Source organism: Neisseria sp. HMSC064E01, from assembly GCF_001808875.1.
In the GTDB taxonomy this organism is placed as follows: Bacteria; Pseudomonadota; Gammaproteobacteria; order Burkholderiales; family Neisseriaceae; genus Neisseria; species Neisseria sicca_A.
The window spans coordinates 22971-41692 of sequence record NZ_KV794924.1 but is presented as its reverse complement, the minus strand read 5'-3'; the positions used below and the strand labels follow the sequence as shown (position 1 = coordinate 41692).

The 18722-nt window shown below is 51.9% G+C and carries 22 protein-coding genes; 16 read left to right on the top strand and 6 right to left on the bottom strand.

What is annotated here, in order from left to right:
- Nucleotides 1–305: hypothetical protein (locus HMPREF2572_RS05355; protein WP_070496587.1), on the bottom strand; the 305-nt coding region annotated here is incomplete at its 3' end.
- A gap of 135 nt (nucleotides 306–440) precedes the next feature.
- Here HMPREF2572_RS05355 and HMPREF2572_RS05350 point away from each other — a divergent pair.
- Together HMPREF2572_RS05350 and HMPREF2572_RS05345 are read left to right on the top strand one after the other, a co-directional pair.
- The gene (locus tag HMPREF2572_RS05350) at nucleotides 441–1598 is read left to right on the top strand and encodes a sugar transporter (protein ID WP_070496586.1); all 1158 of its coding nucleotides are present in this window, start codon (nucleotides 441–443) and stop codon (nucleotides 1596–1598) included.
- 175 nt (nucleotides 1599–1773) lie between these two features.
- Complete coding sequence (locus HMPREF2572_RS05345) at nucleotides 1774–2193, top strand: YidB family protein (protein ID WP_070496584.1); 420 nt, start codon at nucleotides 1774–1776, stop codon at nucleotides 2191–2193.
- Nucleotides 2194–2268: 75 nt separating this feature from the next.
- On the opposite strand, the gene HMPREF2572_RS05340 is transcribed toward HMPREF2572_RS05345, so the two are convergent.
- Nucleotides 2269–2907, bottom strand: coding sequence for a DedA family protein (locus tag HMPREF2572_RS05340; RefSeq protein WP_070496582.1), 639 nt, complete (start codon nucleotides 2905–2907; stop codon nucleotides 2269–2271).
- 56 nt (nucleotides 2908–2963) lie between these two features.
- Here HMPREF2572_RS05340 and HMPREF2572_RS15200 point away from each other — a divergent pair, with 56 nt between their 5' ends.
- The 9 genes from HMPREF2572_RS15200 (at nucleotide 2964) to HMPREF2572_RS05300 (ending at nucleotide 8576) form a co-directional block, all read left to right on the top strand.
- A complete protein-coding gene (locus HMPREF2572_RS15200) occupies nucleotides 2964–3089 on the top strand; it encodes a hypothetical protein (RefSeq protein ID WP_283118452.1) in 126 nt (41 codons plus the stop codon).
- Entirely contained in the window at nucleotides 3086–3754 is a 669-nt protein-coding gene (gene hda, locus HMPREF2572_RS05335) for a DnaA regulatory inactivator Hda (protein ID WP_003763115.1), read from the top strand. The genes HMPREF2572_RS15200 and hda overlap by 4 nt, the downstream gene beginning before the upstream one ends.
- Nucleotides 3751–4419, top strand: coding sequence for a histidinol-phosphatase (locus HMPREF2572_RS05330; RefSeq protein ID WP_070496581.1), 669 nt, complete (start codon nucleotides 3751–3753; stop codon nucleotides 4417–4419). Before hda ends, HMPREF2572_RS05330 begins: the two co-directional genes overlap by 4 nt.
- Before the next feature lie 248 nt (nucleotides 4420–4667).
- Complete coding sequence (locus HMPREF2572_RS05325) at nucleotides 4668–4967, top strand: TonB family protein (protein ID WP_070496580.1); 300 nt, start codon at nucleotides 4668–4670, stop codon at nucleotides 4965–4967.
- Nucleotides 4968–4977: 10 nt separating this feature from the next.
- Nucleotides 4978–5301 carry a divalent-cation tolerance protein CutA gene (cutA, locus tag HMPREF2572_RS05320; RefSeq protein WP_070496576.1) on the top strand — a complete coding sequence of 108 codons (324 nt, stop codon included), beginning with the start codon at nucleotides 4978–4980 and terminating at the stop codon, nucleotides 5299–5301.
- Nucleotides 5302–5434: 133 nt separating this feature from the next.
- Nucleotides 5435–5818, top strand: a complete 384-nt coding sequence (gene panD, locus HMPREF2572_RS05315) for an aspartate 1-decarboxylase (RefSeq protein WP_070496568.1) — start codon at nucleotides 5435–5437, stop codon at nucleotides 5816–5818.
- Nucleotides 5819–5905: 87 nt separating this feature from the next.
- Nucleotides 5906–6748 (top strand): 3-deoxy-8-phosphooctulonate synthase, encoded by an 843-nt coding sequence (gene kdsA, locus HMPREF2572_RS05310; RefSeq protein WP_003767526.1) that lies wholly within the window; start codon nucleotides 5906–5908, stop codon nucleotides 6746–6748.
- Between the two features lie 216 nt (nucleotides 6749–6964).
- Entirely contained in the window at nucleotides 6965–7516 is a 552-nt protein-coding gene (locus tag HMPREF2572_RS05305; RefSeq protein ID WP_009312874.1) for a hypothetical protein, read from the top strand.
- A gap of 220 nt (nucleotides 7517–7736) precedes the next feature.
- Nucleotides 7737–8576: a DUF4198 domain-containing protein gene (locus tag HMPREF2572_RS05300; protein WP_070496567.1), complete on the top strand. Its 840-nt coding sequence runs from the start codon at nucleotides 7737–7739 to the stop codon at nucleotides 8574–8576.
- A gap of 257 nt (nucleotides 8577–8833) precedes the next feature.
- Here HMPREF2572_RS05300 and fghA read toward each other — a convergent pair whose 3' ends face one another.
- The gene (gene fghA, locus HMPREF2572_RS05295) at nucleotides 8834–9682 is read right to left on the bottom strand and encodes an S-formylglutathione hydrolase (RefSeq protein ID WP_070496565.1); all 849 of its coding nucleotides are present in this window, start codon (nucleotides 9680–9682) and stop codon (nucleotides 8834–8836) included.
- 448 nt (nucleotides 9683–10130) lie between these two features.
- On the opposite strand from fghA, the gene HMPREF2572_RS05290 reads away from it, so the two are divergent.
- Nucleotides 10131–11843: a proline--tRNA ligase gene (locus tag HMPREF2572_RS05290; RefSeq protein WP_070496562.1), complete on the top strand. Its 1713-nt coding sequence runs from the start codon at nucleotides 10131–10133 to the stop codon at nucleotides 11841–11843.
- Nucleotides 11844–12112: 269 nt separating this feature from the next.
- Here HMPREF2572_RS05290 and HMPREF2572_RS05285 read toward each other — a convergent pair whose 3' ends face one another.
- Nucleotides 12113–12517 (bottom strand): hypothetical protein, encoded by a 405-nt coding sequence (locus HMPREF2572_RS05285; RefSeq protein WP_070496560.1) that lies wholly within the window; start codon nucleotides 12515–12517, stop codon nucleotides 12113–12115.
- 214 nt (nucleotides 12518–12731) lie between these two features.
- Between HMPREF2572_RS05285 and HMPREF2572_RS05280 the strand changes: the two genes are divergently transcribed.
- From HMPREF2572_RS05280 to cah, 4 genes are all read left to right on the top strand, one after another.
- Entirely contained in the window at nucleotides 12732–13226 is a 495-nt protein-coding gene (locus HMPREF2572_RS05280) for a hypothetical protein (RefSeq protein ID WP_049224716.1), read from the top strand.
- 144 nt (nucleotides 13227–13370) lie between these two features.
- On the top strand, nucleotides 13371–14429 hold the full coding sequence (gene dinB, locus HMPREF2572_RS05275) for a DNA polymerase IV (RefSeq protein WP_070496559.1): 1059 nt from the start codon (nucleotides 13371–13373) through the stop codon (nucleotides 14427–14429).
- Between the two features lie 128 nt (nucleotides 14430–14557).
- On the top strand, nucleotides 14558–15289 hold the full coding sequence (locus tag HMPREF2572_RS05270) for a phosphoadenylyl-sulfate reductase (RefSeq protein WP_070496558.1): 732 nt from the start codon (nucleotides 14558–14560) through the stop codon (nucleotides 15287–15289).
- A gap of 318 nt (nucleotides 15290–15607) precedes the next feature.
- A complete protein-coding gene (gene cah, locus HMPREF2572_RS05265) occupies nucleotides 15608–16366 on the top strand; it encodes a carbonic anhydrase (RefSeq protein ID WP_070496556.1) in 759 nt (252 codons plus the stop codon).
- Between the two features lie 127 nt (nucleotides 16367–16493).
- Here the strand turns inward: cah and HMPREF2572_RS05260 are convergent, their stop codons facing one another.
- Both HMPREF2572_RS05260 and HMPREF2572_RS05255 read right to left on the bottom strand, forming a co-directional pair.
- Entirely contained in the window at nucleotides 16494–16694 is a 201-nt protein-coding gene (locus tag HMPREF2572_RS05260) for a hypothetical protein (RefSeq protein ID WP_070496554.1), read from the bottom strand.
- A gap of 287 nt (nucleotides 16695–16981) precedes the next feature.
- Nucleotides 16982–18523: an L-lactate MFS transporter gene (locus tag HMPREF2572_RS05255; protein ID WP_070496552.1), complete on the bottom strand. Its 1542-nt coding sequence runs from the start codon at nucleotides 18521–18523 to the stop codon at nucleotides 16982–16984.
- Between the last annotated feature and the right edge of the window lie 199 nt (nucleotides 18524–18722).

Below are 18722 nucleotides of genomic sequence, written 5' to 3'. Positions count from 1 at the left end.
TGGGCGGCGGCGAGGTTTTTGCCCAACTCTTCCAAAGCCAGTGCATCGAGCCTGCGGCGTTCGAGTTTGCGCGCTTCTTCGTTGAAAATTTTAATATTGTCGGGCAGGACGAGCGACGGCACGCTGCTGTCAGTCGTATAGAACGCTTCATCCGTAAACACGAACCCCTCCGGCAATGCGGGCGCATTGTCGTAGTCGGCATCGTTGACCGGCATCCACTCGGAATGCTGTTCCAACAGGACGAATTGCCCGTTCATGCCGTAAATATGGGCAAAACGGGAGAGCTTGGGGCGTTTAGTGTTCATGCAAAGATTGTATGCCGATGATGCGGGAGCGTCTAGGGCGGAATTTTGTATCAGCGCAGTAGGAAGGTCGTCTAAAAGTAGTATAATTACAAAACTGATAAATTTTTGAAGACAAATATAAAAAGGGAAACCCCAATGTCAGCAAACACAAACAAACAGTGGCTAAGCGTCATCGCCCTGGCAGTCGGCGCATTCATTTTCAACACCACCGAATATATCCCGATTGCCCTATTGAGCGACATCGGCGCGACCTTCAATATGCCGCCGACCGAAGTCGGCATCATGATTACCGTGTATGCCTGGATCGTCGCGCTGCTGTCGCTGCCGCTGATGCTGGCAACGAAAAACATCGAACGCCGAAAGCTGCTGCTCATCCTCTTTGCGTTCTTTACCCTCAGCCACATCGTTTCCTATTTCGCCCGAAGTTTCGAAATCCTGCTTGTCAGCCGCATCGGTATCGCCCTGACGCATGCGGTGTTTTGGTCAATTACCGCCTCGCTGGCAGTGCGCGTTGCGCCGCAGGGTAAAGGCAATCAGGCTTTGGGGCTGCTCAGTACGGGTACGGTTATGGCGATGGTGGCGGGTATTCCGCTCGGGCGCGTTATCGGGCAACATTCGAGCTGGCAGTTCAGCTTTTTGCTTATCGGACTCTGTGCGGCGGCGGTCATGGGCATATTGGCGAAAAACCTGCCGCTGCTGCCCAGCGTAAACACAGGTTCGCTCAAAAGCCTGCCCGGATTGCTCAAGCGCAAAAACCTCATGCTGCTCTACGCGCTGACCGTCCTCTTGATTACCGCCCACTTTACGGCATACAGTTATATCGAACCCTTCGTCCTGCAAGCCGGCGGCTTCGCGCCCGAACAAGTGACCATCGTTTTGAGCCTGTACGGGCTGGCGGGATTTGCCGCGTCGTATTTGTTCGGCAAATGGTTTGCCAAACACCCACGCGCATTCCTGCTGACCTCGGTATCCGTCATTCTGGCTTCGACGCTCTGCCTGCTGCCTCTTGCCGCTTACCCGATAGCCGTTTACGCGCTGGTGTTTGTCTGGGGCATCGCCATCGTCGTCTTGAGCCTCGGCATGGTATCCAAAGTATTGGACTTTGCCTCGGATGCGACGGATGTAGCCAACTCGATTTACTCAGGCCTCTACAACGTTGGCATCGGCGGCGGCGCGCTTTTGGGACACTACGTTACCGTGTGGGCAGGCATTTCCAACATCGGCTTTGCCGCTGCAATCTTGGCGGCGGCAGGATTGGTCGTGTGTCGGATGTTGGTTGGCATGCAAAAATAAGAATGTTGTAAAAAAGGTCGTCTGAAATCGGTAGCAGCGTTTCAGACGACCTTTACTTTTGTTGCAGCCCGTCAGTTCGTTGTTTAATTGGGTTAAATTGGCAAACAAGCGTCGGAATTTTGTTACACTCTGGTTTCTTTACACTTCACACTTACACTTCACACAAGGAGGCTTTATGGCATTAATGGACAGTTTGTTGAACGCGGCGGCGCAAGCCTTGGGCGGCAAAGACGAAAACGGACAAAACTCGTTGACCGAAATGGCGATGAATTTGGTACAACAACAAGGCGGCGTGGGCAATCTGATTAATCAGTTGCAACAAGGCGGGCTGGGCGACGTATTGAACAGCTGGGTTTCCAACCAACAAAGCAACCTCCCCGTATCCGGCAGCGATTTGCAAAACGCTTTGGGCAGCGATGCCATCAGCCAAGTGGCGCAAAAATTCGGTCTCGACACTAAGCAAGCCAGCGATATGCTGGCACAGATTCTGCCCAATCTGGTAGACAAAGCCACGCCGAACGGTTCGGCGCAGGATGCGGACGGATTCGGTTTGGACGATATTGCTTCGGCGATATTGAAGAACTTCACCAAATAAGCAGCATGAAAGATACAAAAAAGGTCGTCTGAAAAACGTTTTCAGACGACCTTTTTATATGGTTCACATTGTCTCTTATTTCTTCGCCGCCCTTCTCGCGCGGATGACTTCGACCACGCCTGGCAAGATGGAAATCACGATAATCGCTACCATCACCAAAGCCAGATTGTTTTTCACCACCGGAATATTGGCGAAGAAATAGCCGGCATAGGAAAACGACAAGACCCACAATACCGCGCCGATGATGTTGTAGCGGATGAAAGTGCCGTAGTGCATGCTGCCCATGCCCGCGACAAACGGGGCAAACGTGCGCACAATCGGGACGAAGCGGGCGATGATGATGGTTTTGCCGCCGTGTTTTTCGTAGAACGCGTGGGTTTTCTCCAAATACGACTGCCGGAAGATTTTGGAATCGGGGTTGGCAAAGAGTTTGCGCCCGAAAAACTTGCCGATCATGAAGTTGGCGGCATCGCCCAAAATCGCGGCGGCCAAAAGCAGCGCGACCATGACATGAATATTCATGCTGCCGACTGCGGCAATCCCGCCCGCGGCAAACAGCAGCGAATCGCCCGGCAGAAACGGCGTAACCACCAAACCGGTTTCGCAGAAAATAATCAAAAACAACACCGCGTAAATCCATACGCCGTATTGCGCGGAAATATCGACCAAATGCTGGTCGATGTGGAGGATAAAATCAATAAGGGTCGAAATCACGAGATTTTCCTGAAATAAAAAAGACAGGGGTCGTCTGAAAACAGACGCGTCGCCAAATGTCCGCCATTGTATATGAAACCCATGCCGCGCGCCCCTTTTTCAGACGACCCCGTGCCTTGATACGCCCTGACAAAACAACGTACAATAAACCCGATTCCAACCCATCCGGTATGCCTTTGTGAACCAGCTTATTTTCGACTTCGCCGAACGCGGCTATCCCGGTTTCGACAAATTCCTCGGAACGGAAAATGCCGAACTGGTCTATGTGTTACAGCATAAACACGACCCGTTTATCTACGTCTGGGGCGAAGAAGGCGCGGGCAAGAGCCACCTGCTGCGCGCATGGGTCGCCCAAGCGCTCGACGCAGGAAAAAAAGCCGTCTATATCGATGCCGCCGCCACGCCCCTGACCGAAGCCGCTTTTGAAGCCGAATACCTCGCCATCGACCAAATCGAAAAACTGGGCAACGAAGAACAAGCCCTCCTGTTTGCCGTATTCAACCGCTTCCGCAACAGCGGCAAAGGCTTTCTGCTGTTAAGCTCCGAACACACGCCCCAACAGCTCGTCATCCGCGAAGACTTGCGCACCCGCATGGCGTACTGCCTCGTTTACGAAGTCAAACCCCTGACCGACCAAGAAAAAATCGACGCGCTCGTCAGCATGGCGGCGGCGCGCCAAGTCACCATAGACCCCGAAATCTTCGAATACCTGCTCAACCACTGGCGGCGCGACATGGACAGCCTGATGCAGATGCTCGACACGCTGGACAACTACGCCGTTACCATGGGCAAACGCATCACCCTGCCGCTTCTGCGCCAGCTTTTGAAACAACAGGAAACCCAATGAAAAATCTCGCCATCTTCGACCTCGACAACACCCTCATCAACACCGATTCCGACCATTCATGGCCGCAATACCTCATCAAAAAAGGGCTGGTTGACGCTGCCGAAACCGAAGCGCAAAACGAAAAATTCTACCGCGACTACCAAAACGGCTGCCTCGACATCGACGCCTTCCTCAAATTCCACCTCGCTCCGCTCGCCCGTTACAGCAAAGAAGAGCTGGCGGAATTTCACCGCGAATTTATGGCAGAGTTCATCACGCCCCACATCTCGCCCATGCAGCGCATGCTCGTGCAGAGCCACCAAATGGCGGGCGACGAAACCCTCGTTATCTCCTCGACCAACGAGTTCATCATCACTCCCATCTGCCACCTTTTCGGCATCACCAACATCATCGGCACACAACTCGAAACCAGCACTGACGGTCGCTACACCGGCAACTACATCGGCACACCCAGTCTCAAAGAAGGCAAAATCACCCGCCTGAACCAATGGCTCGCCGAACGCGGCGAAACGCTCGAAAGCTATGGCAAAACCTATTTTTACAGCGATTCCAAAAACGACCTGCCGTTGCTGCGTCTCGTCAACGAACCCGTTGCCGTTAATCCCGATGCCGAGTTGGAACAAGAAGCCAAAGCAAAAGGTTGGCCGATATTGAATTTCAAATAAGTAAAACCGTGCCCGTCGCCTAAATGGGCGTAATATCGTAGCGTGGGCTTTACCCACGGGAAACAGAGGTCGTCTGAAAATAGCGCAAACCCGTAGCGTGGGCTTTGCCCACGGAAAACGAAGGTCGTCTGAAAATAAGCGCTAACCTCGTAGCGTGGGCTTCTCCTACGAAAACAAAAGGTCGTCTGAAAACAAACAAAAACAACTCCCCTAAAATCTCTACAAATCGATAAATAAGGAAAACACCCATGTCCATCCGCACCATCATCCCCGCCCTGCTGCTTGCCTTCGCCCTCCCCGCAGCCGCGCAAACCGTCAATCCGGCAGAATACGCCCCCGCATCCGAAAATACTGCACAACCCATCAAACCCGTCAAACTGTCCATCTTGGTTTCCCCAGAAGGCAAAGCCGTAGAAGTCCACATCCTCGAATCCAGCGGTTATGAAGGGCTCGACGAAACAGCCGTCGCAACCGCCAAAAAAGACAAATACAAAGCCGCCGGATACTGGGTGAAATATAAAGGAACCATCGAGTTTAAAAACCAATAGGTCGTCTGAAATGTCCGCGTTCAAACCCGTCATCGTTACCACCACCGCCCCGACCCGCGAAGAAGCCGAAAAAATCGGCAGCCTGTTGCTGGAAAAGCAACTCGCCGCCTGCGTGCAATACGAAGCCATCACCAGCCAATACCTTTGGAACGGCGAAATCTGCCGCGACGACGAAATCCGCATCACCATCAAAACCTCGCGCCACTGCTACCGCGAAATCCAAAAAAACATCATCGCCAACCACAGCTACGACTGCCCGCAAATCCTGATGCAAAACGTATCGCGCGGGTTTGCCCCATATCTGCGCTGGCTGAAGCAGAGTTTAGGTTTATAAATAGCCACTCGAGGTCGTCTGAAAAAAGCCCAAGCATCATTATGAATTTACAGGGAAGTCCACTATAATGACGGCTTTTGATTTTCAGACGACCTTACGTTTGCATCCGCAATCCCAAACCAAAAGGAAACCCATGTTCCGCACCATGCTCGGCGGCAAGATACACCGCGCCACCGTTACCGAGGCCGACCTCAACTACGTCGGCAGCATCACCATAGACCAAGACCTGCTTGACGCCGCAGGCATCCTCGTCAACGAAAAAGTCGCCATCGTCAACAACAACAACGGCGAACGCTTCGAAACCTACACCATCCCCGGCGAACGCGGCAGCGGCGTCGTCTGCCTCAACGGTGCCGCCGCACGGCTCGTCCAAAAAGGCGACATCGTCATCATCATGTCCTACGTCATGCTGTCCGAACCCGAAATCGCCACGCACGAACCCAAAGTCGTCCTCGTGGACGAACACAACAAAATCCGCGACATCCTCTCCTACGAGCCGCCGCACACCGTCCTATAAAACACAAAGGTCGTCTGAAACCGCAAAATCCGCTTTCAGACGACCTTTCAGCCATTTTCAGACGACCTTCGAGAAAGCCCCATCATCATGAACATCCGCATCAACAACCTTACCGTCGGCAACGACCTCCCCTTTACCCTGTTCGGCGGCATCAACGTCCTGGAAGACCTCGATTCCACCCTCAAAGCCTGCGAACAATACGTCAAAGTGACCGACAAACTCGGCATTCCCTATGTCTTCAAAGCCTCCTTCGACAAAGCCAACCGCTCCTCCATCCACTCCTTCCGCGGCGTCGGCTTGGACGAAGGCATGAAAATCTTCCAAGCCGTCAAACGCGAGTTTGACGTGCCCGTCATCACCGACGTCCACGAACCCTACCAATGCGCCCCCGTCGCCGAAGTCTGCGACGTCATCCAACTGCCCGCCTTCCTCGCCCGCCAAACCGATCTCGTCGTCGCCATGGCAAAAACCGGCAACGTCATCAACATCAAAAAACCCCAGTTCCTCAGCCCCTCGCAGATGAAAAACATCGTCGAAAAATTCCAAGAAGCAGGCAACGGACAAATCATCCTGTGCGAACGCGGTGCCAACTTCGGCTACGACAACCTCGTCGTCGATATGCTCGGCTTCGGCGTCATGAAACAAACCTGCGGCGGCCTGCCCGTCATCTTCGATGTAACCCACTCCCTACAAACCCGCGAATCCGGTGCGGCCGCATCCGGCGGACGGCGCGCGCAAGTGCTGGACTTGGCGCTCGCCGGCATGGCAACCCGCCTCGCAGGCCTCTTCCTCGAATCACACCCCAACCCCGACCAAGCCAAATGCGACGGCCCCAGCGCCCTGCCGCTCGCCCAGCTGGAAGACTTCCTGACCCGCGTCAAAGCCGTGGACGAAACCGTCAAATCCTTCGCGCCTATGGACATCCGTTAACGCGGCATGGCAAACGAAAGGTCGTCTGAAAATTGAATCGTCGGTTTACCTTGTGTAAACTGACGGTCAGGCAATTTTGTATTTCAATCGATTTTTCGATATAAAACAGTAAATACACAAACCATCAACATTGTGGGCAAACGCGAAAACCCCAAAAAACGGATTCGCCGCCTGCGCCCGATTCTTCAACTGCTCATTACATATAAGGAAAACAATATGAAAACATGGAAAACCCTACTTGGCGCCGCCGCGTTCACCTTGACCCTGACTTCTGCCGCCGTGGCGGAGACGGCTTATGTACCGGGTCTGCACGTTACCGAACCCAACCAGCTCGTTACCGCCAAAAAAGTCAAACGCAAAGACTTGTTCGGCATGTGGGGCAACACCAGCAAAAACGCAGACGGCTCCCTGCTCAACGCCAGTCTGATGCGCCCCGACGGTACCGGCCGCGACCTGATTCATTTCCAAGCAAATTCCGGCGATACGACCACCATTACCCAAGACTTCAAATGGAAATTCAGCCGTTGGAGACAAGAATTCCGTCAAACCATAACCAACTACACCGTCAGCCACAACGATGGCGCGCCCGAACAAAAACCTGACGAAATCGGCAAAACCGTCAAATTCAAAGTTCCGCTGCTGCTGAAGCTGGAAGGCAAACCCAATGTATTAGAAATGACCAATAAAGAAGGTACGGACAGCGTCCGCTATTACCGCTACAACGAAGAAGCCATGCCTGATCTGCTGAAAAAACTGGAAGCGCAATAATCCATCCTCCCAATACTGAAAGGTCGTCTGAAAACCTAATTTCAAGGTTTTCAGACGACCTTTCTGTTTTCTGTTGTCCCTTTAAGGATTTCTAGTTCTTTGTAACTAAAAACAATCATCAATAATATTTACATTTCGAAATAAAAAGAGTAAGGTTGCCTTGCTTTTCGGGCTTTCCGTTGGCTTTTGAACCGTAAACAATCAAATTTGAGGAAGAAACATGAAAAAATTATGGATACTTGGCGCATTGGGCTTGAGCATGGCGGCGCAGGCGCATGATTTGTGGGTGTCGGCTCCGGTGCGTTTGGATTCGGGCAGTACGTTGAAAGCGGATTTAGGTTACAGCCATGATTTCCCGAATGTTGAAAAAATCGCCGACGATCGCGTGCATATTTTCAAACCGCTGCAATTGACGGACAAATCCGGAAAAACCGTTGATTTAACGAATAAAGGCGAAAATTACCAATATGTTTCCAAATCCCGCCTGAAAGACGGCTCTTATTGGGTCGGCTCGGTGTACAAACCGACGTTCTGGTCGCAAAACAGTGAAGGCTGGAAACAGAAAACCTTGAAAGACCTGCCCGGCGCGACTTATTGCGAACAGGCTCAGATGTTCGGCAAAGCGTTTTTGCAAGTGGGCAGCGCAGGCGTGGATGAAAGCGTATTGACCCGTCCGGTCGGTCATGAATTGGAGCTGGTGCCGCTGAAAAATCCGAATGAAGTCAAGGCAGGCGGCCTGCTTCCGATTAAAGTGCTTTATAAAGGCAAACCGTTGGCAAAAGCGACGGTAACGGCAAGCTCGGATACGCTGGCGGAAATGGACTTGGCGGCGACACACGACCACCGCGAGCCGCAAGGTTTCTCAGGGAAAACGGATAAAGACGGCGTCGTCAATGTGATTCCTTTGATTGAAGGTTTGTGGAAAATCAAAGCCGTCCATCAGGCAAACTATGCCGATAAAAGCGTTTGCCAAGAGGACAAGTCGTATGCAACGCTGATTATGCCCGTCGGAACGAAACGCGCGGCTGAACGGCATGAACACCATCATCATCAACACTAATTGAGTGTGAAAGATCAAAAAGGTCGTCTGAAAACTTTTCAGACGACCTTTCTAGTTATAGTGGATTAACTTTAAATCAGGACAAGGCGACGAAGCCGCAGATAGTACATCAGGACAAGGCGATGAAGCCGCAGATAGTACAGATAGTACGGAACCGATTCACTTGGTGCTTTAAGCACCTTAGAGAATCGTTCTCTTTGAGCTAAGGCGAGGCAACGCCGTACTGGTTTAAAGTTAATCCACTATAGATGGCGGATTTACAAACCCAATGCCTCAGCATGAAACTCGATATGCGAGTCGATAAAGCTAGCGATGAAGAAATAATCGTGTCCGTAGCCGGGGCGGACTTTGTATTGCACGTTGAAGCCGTTGGCACGGGCGGCGTTGACGAAGGCTTCGGGTTGTAATTCGTCGGGGAACAGCGGATCGATGCCGCCTTGGTCGATAAGTATCGGCAGCTTGCGTGAGGTCGTCTGAACGAACGATGTGCTGTCGTAAACCTGCCAAGCATTCGATTCCGCGCCCAGATAGGCGGCAAACGCCTGCTTTCCGCCCCGGCTGGCAGTCGGATGGCACAAGGGGGCGAATGCGGAAACGGCGGCATAGCGTCCCGGATTTTTCAGGGCGATGGAAAGCGCGCCGTGTCCGCCCATGCTGAAACCTGCGATACTGCGTTCTTGGGTGGCGGGGAAATGCCGTTCCACCCAGTCGGGCAGTTCGCGGCTGATATGGCTGTACATCTGATAATGCGCCGCCCACGGTTGTTCGGTCGCATCAATGTAAAATCCCGCGCCTTGCCCGATAAATTCGTTCGCGCTGTCGCTGATATGGCTGCCGCGCGGCGAGGTGTCGGGAAAAACGACGATGATGTTCCATTGCGCGGCAAAACGCTGGATGCCGGTTTGGCGTATCAGTTCCGAGCCGTCGCAGTTCAATCCCGACAAAAAATACAAAACCGGCGCGGGATAGCCTTTCAATACTTGCGGCGGCAGGTAGATGCCGAAAGTCATGTCGGTTTGGCAGGTTTCGGAAAAGCAGCGGTATTGCTCCTGATGGCCGTTGAACATTTTGGCACGGGAAAGCAGGTGTAATTCGTGTGCGGACATAGATAGGTGGTGTGAAAAAAGTGAAGGCATCATCTTAACAGAAAGACCGCGTTACGGGCTTTTAAAAACCTATCGAACGGTATGGTTTCAGACGACACTAATCTATACACAAACTCTGTGGATAAGTTTGTTGATAAGCTTTGGGTAATCGGAAATTTTGCTTTTGGAACAACCCAAGCCTTTCGGTGCTTAAAAAATAGTCAAATAAAATACAATAAAATCAATTAGTTATAAAAATAAAAAATTTCAAAGCCTTTATGGGAAAAATCTATAAGCAAAACAAGCCAATGCGAAATTGTGTATAAAAAGTGATTGACACGCCCGATAAATGTCAAATGGATTAACTCAAAAAGAAAGGCGGCGGCTGTTCGCGCATAGGGAAAAACTTCAATCCCCCTGCCTTTCGCGTTACAATACGCGCTTACTTTTTTACACAGAAAAACACACCATGAAAGCCAGCCAATTTTTCATTTCCACCCTGAAAGAAGCCCCTGCCGAAGCCGCGCTTGCCAGCCACAAGCTGATGATTCGCGCCGGTCTGATTAAAGCCAACGCGTCCGGCCTTTATACTTGGATGCCGATGGGGCTGCGCGTGTTGCGCAAAGTTGAGAACGTCGTGCGCGAAGAAATGGCGCGCGCGGGCAGCGTGGAGTTGTTGATGCCGGTGGTGCAGCCTGCCGAGCTTTGGCAGGAATCCGGCCGCTGGGAATTTTACGGTAAAGAACTGCTGCGCCTGAAAGACCGCCACGACCGCGATTTCTGCATGGGCCCGACCTGTGAGGAAGTCATCGCCGACATCGTGCGCAAAGAAATCAACAGCTACAAACAGCTGCCGAAAAACTTTTACCACATCCAAACCAAATTCCGCGACGAAGTGCGCCCGCGCTTCGGCGTCATGCGCGCGCGCGAGTTCGTCATGAAAGACGCTTATTCCTTCCATGCCGACTACGCCTCGCTTCAGACGACCTATGATGCCATGTATGACGCTTACTGCCGCATCTTCACCCGTCTGGGCTTGGAATTCCGCCCCGTTGCCGCAGACACCGGCAGCATCGGCGGCACCGGTTCGCACGAGTTTCAAGTGTTGGCGGAAAGCGGCGAAGATGTCATTGCATACAGCGACACTTCCGATTACGCCGCCAATATCGAGTTAGCTCCGACCTTGCCGCTCAAAGGCGAACGCGCGACCGCTCAGGCAGAACTGACCAAAGTACACACACCAAACGTCAAAACCATTGATTCATTGGTTGACTTACTCAGCATTCCGATTGAAAAAACACTGAAATCCATTGTGGTCGAAGGCGAAAACGAAGGCGAAATCGTCTTATTACTGTTGCGCGGCGACCATGAGTTCAACGACATCAAAGCTGAAAAACTCGCAGGTGTGAAATCGCCGCTGACCATGGCAGACCCTGCCGCCATCCGTGCGCAGTTCGGTGCAAACGGTGGCTCGCTCGGCCCCGTCGGCTTCACAGGCAAAGTCTATGCCGATTTCGCCACTGAAAAAGGCGCGGACTGGGTCATCGGCGCGAACGAAGACGACTACCACTATACCGGCTTCAACTTCGGCCGCGACGCCGCCGAGCCTGAGTTTGTCGATTTGCGCAACGTCGTCGAAGGCGACGAAAGCCCCGACGGACAAGGCCGTCTGAAACTGGCGCGCGGCATCGAAGTCGGACACGTCTTCCAATTGCGCGACAAATACACCCAAGCCATGAACGTGAGCTTCCTCGACAACAACGGCAAATCGCAAATCATGGAAATGGGCTGCTACGGCATCGGCATCACTCGCGTCGTTGCCGCCGCCATCGAGCAGAACAATGACGAAAAAGGCATCATCTGGACCAAAGCAATGGCGCCGTTTGAAGTCGTTATCGTGCCGATGAACTACAAAAAATCAGACGCCGTGCGCGAAGCCGCCGACAAAATCTACGCCGAACTGCTGGCCGCAGGCGCAGACGTCCTCCTCGACGACCGCGACGAACGTGCAGGCGTACTGCTGAACGACTCCGAGCTTCTGGGCATCCCGCACCGCGTCGTCATCGGCGACCGCGCCTTGAAAGAAGGCAATGTCGAATACGCCGAACGCCGCGACAATCAGGCGCAAACCGTAAGCCTGAATGAAATCGCCGGCAAAGTTTTGACTGCATTGAAAGACTAATGACGGTTTAAGCAGAATATAGATGAAAGAAGATCGTCTGAAAACTGGAAAGAGGTTTCAGACGACCTTTTTATGTGCTTAAAACAAATATAGTGGATTAACTTTAAACCAGTACGGCGCTGCCTCGCCTTGCCGTACTATCTGGATTTTGGGGAATTTTGCAAAGGTCTCTATCTGTACTATCTGCGGCTTCGTCGCCTTGTCCTGATTTAAATTTAATCCACTATAATCGCATTTAGGGCTAAATTTCATTTACTGCCCCATGCTGCCTATCTCATCCATTCACTCCAACAGTCCATAATGGTACGCGGATGATTTTGAACCAGTTGTTTATAAAAAATAGCGAATCCGCCGGCTTTGGGATAAAAATGATAAGCAACTTGACTTCCGTCCGCTCTAAACTCCAGCCTCCAAACATGAGTTCCGAAAAGGGCCATCATCGTCCTACTCAAATAAATCAAATCTTGAAGAGGATGACGTGCTTTAATTTCACTGCCTTCACAAATGAAAATCTCGTTTTTGCCAAAATAAATCCGTTCGTTATCCAATAAATTACCGAGACTGATGCAGATGAGCGGTTCGTTTTCCCAAATGATTTCAGGCGCTGGCCGTACTCTGCGGGCAATCAGGATGAAAATGAAGCATCCGACTAAAAATATAAAAATGTATGCCATAGCTGATGAACTGAATAAATGATGATGAAACGCGGATAATCATATGGCAAATTTGCGTATTGGAAAACTCATTATCAATATCTTAATATTGTTTTGAGTGATCAGCCTGTCCGACAAATTTCTTTTAATGAGCCAAATAAATAAAAATAAGAATTGATTGCATTTGTATTTTGAACTAAGATAGCCCATATTTCACACCTCGTCTGAAACGACCATGCGCTACCATTTCCCGATTTCCGTCGATATGTACGACTTTTTGACCACAGGCCGATTTGATTATCTGGAGATCGGGCAGACGGCGGAGATGATCCTGCAAATGTTCCCTGCGCCCGAATGCGTGCCTAAAGGGCTTTTGGTAAAAAAGGGCTGGAACATTTGGCTGTATGGCGATATCGAATTGCATTTTTCAGACGACCGCCTGACTCAAATCCGGGCGGACTTCCAACCCGGTGCTTCGTTGAACGGCGGGCGTTGGTTAAGCTTAAATCCTTGGTTTTTCAGGCATGCGGACAAGCTTGATTTGTATTCCGCCATTGCCAAACTCGTGCAACATCATATCGACTTCATCAAAATCGATACGCCGTCCGCGCTGATTTTGCGGCTGCAAAGCGGCGTAGAGTTGATGTTTGAAAAATGCAATGGGCAGCGGCTGTTTGCCTTTTGCAAACAGAAAACCACCCTGCCCCAATGGGCGCATGAAACGGCGTAGATTCAAGCCATCAGGCAAATCTTGAAAACCTGTTTGCGCCTCCTAATCAAAGGTCGTCTGAAAAGCCAAATGCCGTTTCAGACGACCTTCGTTTGTCGTTTTCCGCTAAAATACCCGTCTCTTTTTCTTTCCCGACCGTCTTCAATGTCCCAACGCAAAATCATCCATATCGACATGGACGCGTTCTACGCATCGGTAGAACTGCGCGAGCAGCCGCATTTGAAAGGGCTGCCCGTGGTCGTCGCGTGGGAGGGCGCGCGTTCGGTGATTTGCGCCGCATCGTATGAGGCGCGGCAGTTCGGGCTGCATTCCGCGATGTCGGTGGCGACGGCGAAAAGGCTGTGTCCTCAAGCGGTGTATGTGCCGCCGCATTTCGATTTGTACCGTCAGGTTTCCGCGCAGATTCACGCCGTATTCAGTCGCTATACCGACTTGATCGAACCCTTGTCGCTGGACGAAGCCTATCTTGATGTGACCCATAATTTCAAAAACATCCCCTACGCCAGCGAAGTCGCCAAAGAAATCCGCGCCGCCATTTTTGCGGAAACTGGCCTGACCGCTTCCGCAGGCATCGCGCCGAACAAATTTCTAGCGAAAATCGCATCGGACTGGCGAAAGCCGAACGGGCAATTCGTCCTGCCGCCGCACAAGGTCATGACGTTTTTAGAAACCCTGCCTTTGGGCAAAATCCCCGGGGTGGGCAAAGTCACGCTGAAAAAAATGCAGTCGCTGGGTATGCAGACGGCAGGTGATTTGCGCCGTTTCGAGCGCGGCGAACTGTTAAACCATTTCGGACGCTACGGCTACCGCCTCTATGATTTGGCGCGCGGTACGGACGAACGCCCCGTCAAAGCCGAACGCGAACGCCTCCAAATCTCCACCGAAATCACCCTACCCGAAGACCTGTCGCTCGAACAGGCAGGCGGGCACCTGCCCCACCTTGCCGAAGACCTGTGGCGGCAAATCGAGCGAAAAAACGTCGAAGCCAAAGGTGTAACCCTCAAGCTGAAAACCCATGATTTCCGCATCATCACCCGCTCCCTGACCTACTCTTCCGTCCTGCCCGACACCGACGCCCTGCTTTGCGCCGCGCAAACCCTGATGCAGCGCGTGCCGCCCCAGCGAGAAGACGCCTTCCGCTTGATCGGCATAGGCGTGAACCACCTCGTGCCGAAAGACCAGCAGCAATCGCTTTGGTTATAAAGAAATAGAAAAGCATTCTTTCCCCTTCGCGCGAGACCGCCCGACAATAATGTTCCGAACAAACTTTCAGACGACCCCTTTGCCGCAAGAGAGGTCGTCTGAAAACAAAAATCAAGGAACAGCAAACCATGTCCCTCTTCCGTCCCCAGCTTTGGCGCATCCCGACAACAGGAGAAGCCGAACAGCGCCGGCTGCCCGAGTTGACCGCCACGCTCGAAAACCGCCTCAAACACATCGCCCGCCGCTATCCGCAAGCCGTCTTCGCCTCCAGCCTTGCCGTCGAAGACATGATCATTACCGACGCCATCTGCCACCTGAAACTCCCCCTGCGCATCATCACCCTCGACACCGGCAAGCTCAATCCCGAAACCGCCGCCCTGATTACCGCCGTCAACGTTCGCTACCAAACCGAGCTGAAAGTCTTCCACCCCGATCCCGAAAGTGCGCGGCAGTTTGAGCAGGAATTCAGCGCAACCGCCATGTACGACAGCGTCGAGCTGCGCCGCCGTTGCTGCCACATCCGCAAAATCGAGCCGCTCAACCGTGCCCTGAAAAACGCCCCCGCCTGGCTGACCGGACAACGCCGCAGCCAATCGGCAACCCGCAGCGAATTGGATTTCGAAGAAACCGACCACAGCCGCAACATCGCCAAGTTCAACCCCATTTTCGACTGGGAAGAAAACGACGTCTGGGCATACGCGCAAGCCTACGACGTTCCGCTCAACGCCCTGTATTTCCAAGGCTACCCGAGCATAGGCTGCGAACCCTGCACCCGCCCCGTCAAAGCAGACGAAGACATTCGCGCCGGACGCTGGTGGTGGGAAAGCAAAGACAGCAAAGAATGCGGGCTGCACAAATAACCCTTGGCAGGCATGACAGAAAGGTCGTCTGAAAAACCAAATTCAGGTTTTCAGACGACCTTTTTCATAGGGCGGTTTTCCTTTAATTTTTCTCGCGCGCCAATCAGCATTTTTCTATTGCAAATTATTATCCATTCCTAAAACGACAATATCGTTTTTTAAAAAATGAATTCGCTTTAACTTCATAGCCTTAAATTAATTAGCAAAAGAAGGCTTGACCTAGTGATTTAATATGGCTATGGTTCAATAAAAAATAACAATATTCTATACACGCACCGCAATGCTTTTTTCCCTCCTCCTTATAGAAAGGATATTGCAATGCCCTGCTTGACCCGTACGTTGCCTCGTCTGACTGTCTTCCTGCTGTCCACCTTCGCAGCATTCTCCGCCGCCGCACACGGAAACCACACCCATTGGGGTTACACCGGACACGACTCCCCCGAAAGCTGGGGTGAGCTTTCTGAAGAGTTCCGTTTATGCTCCACAGGCAAAAACCAATCCCCCGTCAACATCACCGAAACCGTCTCAGGCAGACTGCCCGCCATCAAAGTCAATTACAAGCCGAGCGCGGTTAACGTGGAAAACAACGGCCACACCATCCAAGTCAACTACGCCGAAGGCGGCAATACCCTTAGCGTAAACGGTCGCACCTACACCCTGAAACAATTCCATTTCCACGTACCCAGTGAAAACCAAATCAAAGGCCGCACCTTCCCGATGGAAGCCCACTTCGTCCACTTGGACGAAAACCGCCAGCCTTTGGTATTGGCAGTATTGTACGAACCTGGCAAAACCAACGACCGCCTCGCGCCTATATGGAACGTGATGCCGATGAAGGAAGGAAAAGTAAACCTCGACAAAGCCTTCGACGCCAGCACCCTGCTGCAGAAACGACTGAAATACTACCGCTTTGCCGGCTCACTGACCACACCGCCGTGCAGCGAAGGCGTATCGTGGCTACTGTTGAAAAACTACGACCACATTGATCAGGCGCAGGCAGAAAAATTCACCCGCGCCATCGGCTCGCACAACAACCGCCCCGTCCAGCCGCTTAACGCGCGCGTTGTCATCGAATAAACGGTAAAGCCGTAAACGAAAAGGTCGTCTGAAAAAACCAAATTCAGGTTTTCAGACGACCTTTCTGCATGACGGTCAAAGGTTTCCGCTAAATTTCCTTGTTCAGATTTCAACAGCGTGTCCCAAATCAATCATCAGGATGGAACCTTGCCGCTTCGCGTTCTTTCATAACAGTTTCTTTATCCTTCAATTTTGCTCCCAAACCCAAACGTTTTTCATATTCGGATTGCGGCGTGCCGTCATCCTGCATACCAAACGCGCTGGCGTTCACCCAGAGCGCAAGAGCGGCGACGATGAAAGCAAAAAATCCTACGATATACCAAAACATTTCTTTTCCTATCATGGGTCAACAGATGGGAAGAAGTCAAATTTCCCATTTTGACCAGTAGCTTGCTGCGGTTTGCAAAGGCAAAAATGTATCACAAATCCAGTCCGGTATAAATTACCGATTTGCACCGCAACACTTCCTGCAAACGCCAACTCAACTGACGCTGCACACGAATGCCGTTACCAATCAGACGGTTAAGCCAATAAAAGCCGGTTTTCTATCCCAAAGGTCGTCTGAAAACCAATATCCGCTTTTCAGACGACCTCCGGCATCAGCAGCCGAAATACCTAGCGGAACAAGCCCAATGCCTTGACGAACACCATCACCACGCCGTAAACCAGCGGGACGCCGACTAAAGCCCAACGCCACCAAACCGAAAAACCGCCTGCCGCAACTTTTTCCTGCAACAAGTAGGCATCGGAAACAGCAGTTTCGTCATCGGGGTTGCCGCTGTGGGCCGCTGTTTTGATGTCGGTTTCGTGGTGTTTTTCATGGACGGATTTGACGGCAAGGTTGCACAGCAAACCGACAATCAACAATCCTGCCATGATATACATGGTTATACTGTATGCCTGCGCGGCGGGTACGCCGCTGTCGATTTGGCTTTGGCGAATGTAGTTCACCAAGACCGGACCGATCACGGCGGCGGTTGACCACGCCAGCAAAATACGTCCATGAATCGCGCCGACTTGATAAGTGCCAAACAAGTCTTTCAAATAAGCCGGAATCGCAGCAAAACCGCCGCCATACATGGAAATGATGACGCAAAATCCAATAATAAACAAAGCCTTGTTCCCGATCTCGCCAATAGACGGAACGGCAAAATATAGCAACGAGCCGAGTACGAAAAAGATGGTGTAGGTATTTTTACGTCCGATTCTGTCGGAAACGCTGGACCACAAAAACCGCCCGCCCATATTGAACAGACTCAAAAGGCTGACGAAACCTGCCGCCGCCCCCGCACTGACTGCCGCTTGTTTGCCAACCGAAGCCTCTGAAAATAGCTCCTGAATCATGACCGAAGCCTGCCCCAAAACGCCGATACCGGCAGTCACGTTCAGGCACAACACCCAAAACAACAGCCAAAATTGCGGCGTTTTCATCGCTTGGGAAACATTGACATGATTGCTGCTGACCAGCTTGTTTTTGACTTTCGGCGCGACATAGCCTTCAGGTTTCCACCCCTCCGCCGGCACGCGGATGGTGAATGCGCCGAACATCATCAACACAAGGTAAAACAGCCCCAGCACGACAAAAGTCGGTGCGACACCAACCGACACGTCGTCTGAAAACGCATTCATCAATGATACGGACAACGGCGAGGCAAGCATCGCACCACCGCCGAACCCCATAATCGCCAAACCCGTCGCCATGCCCGGTTTGTCGGGAAACCACTTCATCAAAGTGGACACAGGGCCAATATAGCCTAACCCCAAGCCGATGCCGCCGATCACGCCGTTGCCCAAATACAGAAGAAACAGATTATGCGTACTGACGCCGAGTGCCGACACAAAAAAGCCCAAGCTGAAACAGCACGCCGCGACAAACATCGCCTTGCGTGGTCCGACACGCTCCATCCAAGTCCCAAATAAAGCAGCAGACGCCCCCAACATAGCCAGCGCGATACTGAAAATCCAGCCCACAGTCGTCAGCTTCCAATCCCCGGCTGCGGATTCGGTAATGCCGATAAGTTTGGTCAGTGGCGCGTTAAACACGGAATACGCATAAATCTGCCCGATGGCAAGATGCACCGCCAAAGCGGCAGGCGGCACCAGCCAACGGTTAAAACCCGGTGCGGCAATCGTCGCCTCACGGTCTAAAAATTTCATAAAAGCCTCTTGATGTCGAATGAAAAACAGCGTTCTCCGTGAGGAAAACGCCTTAAATTGTTGACAATATTGTACCACGCTTCTGCGTGTGCTTTACTCCGCTTAACATGAGTTTTTTGAGCAGAAAAAAGAAAAATCATTCATAAACAACGAGGATTTGAAAACGATTTGATGACATCCGCAGCTTGGGTTTTCATAT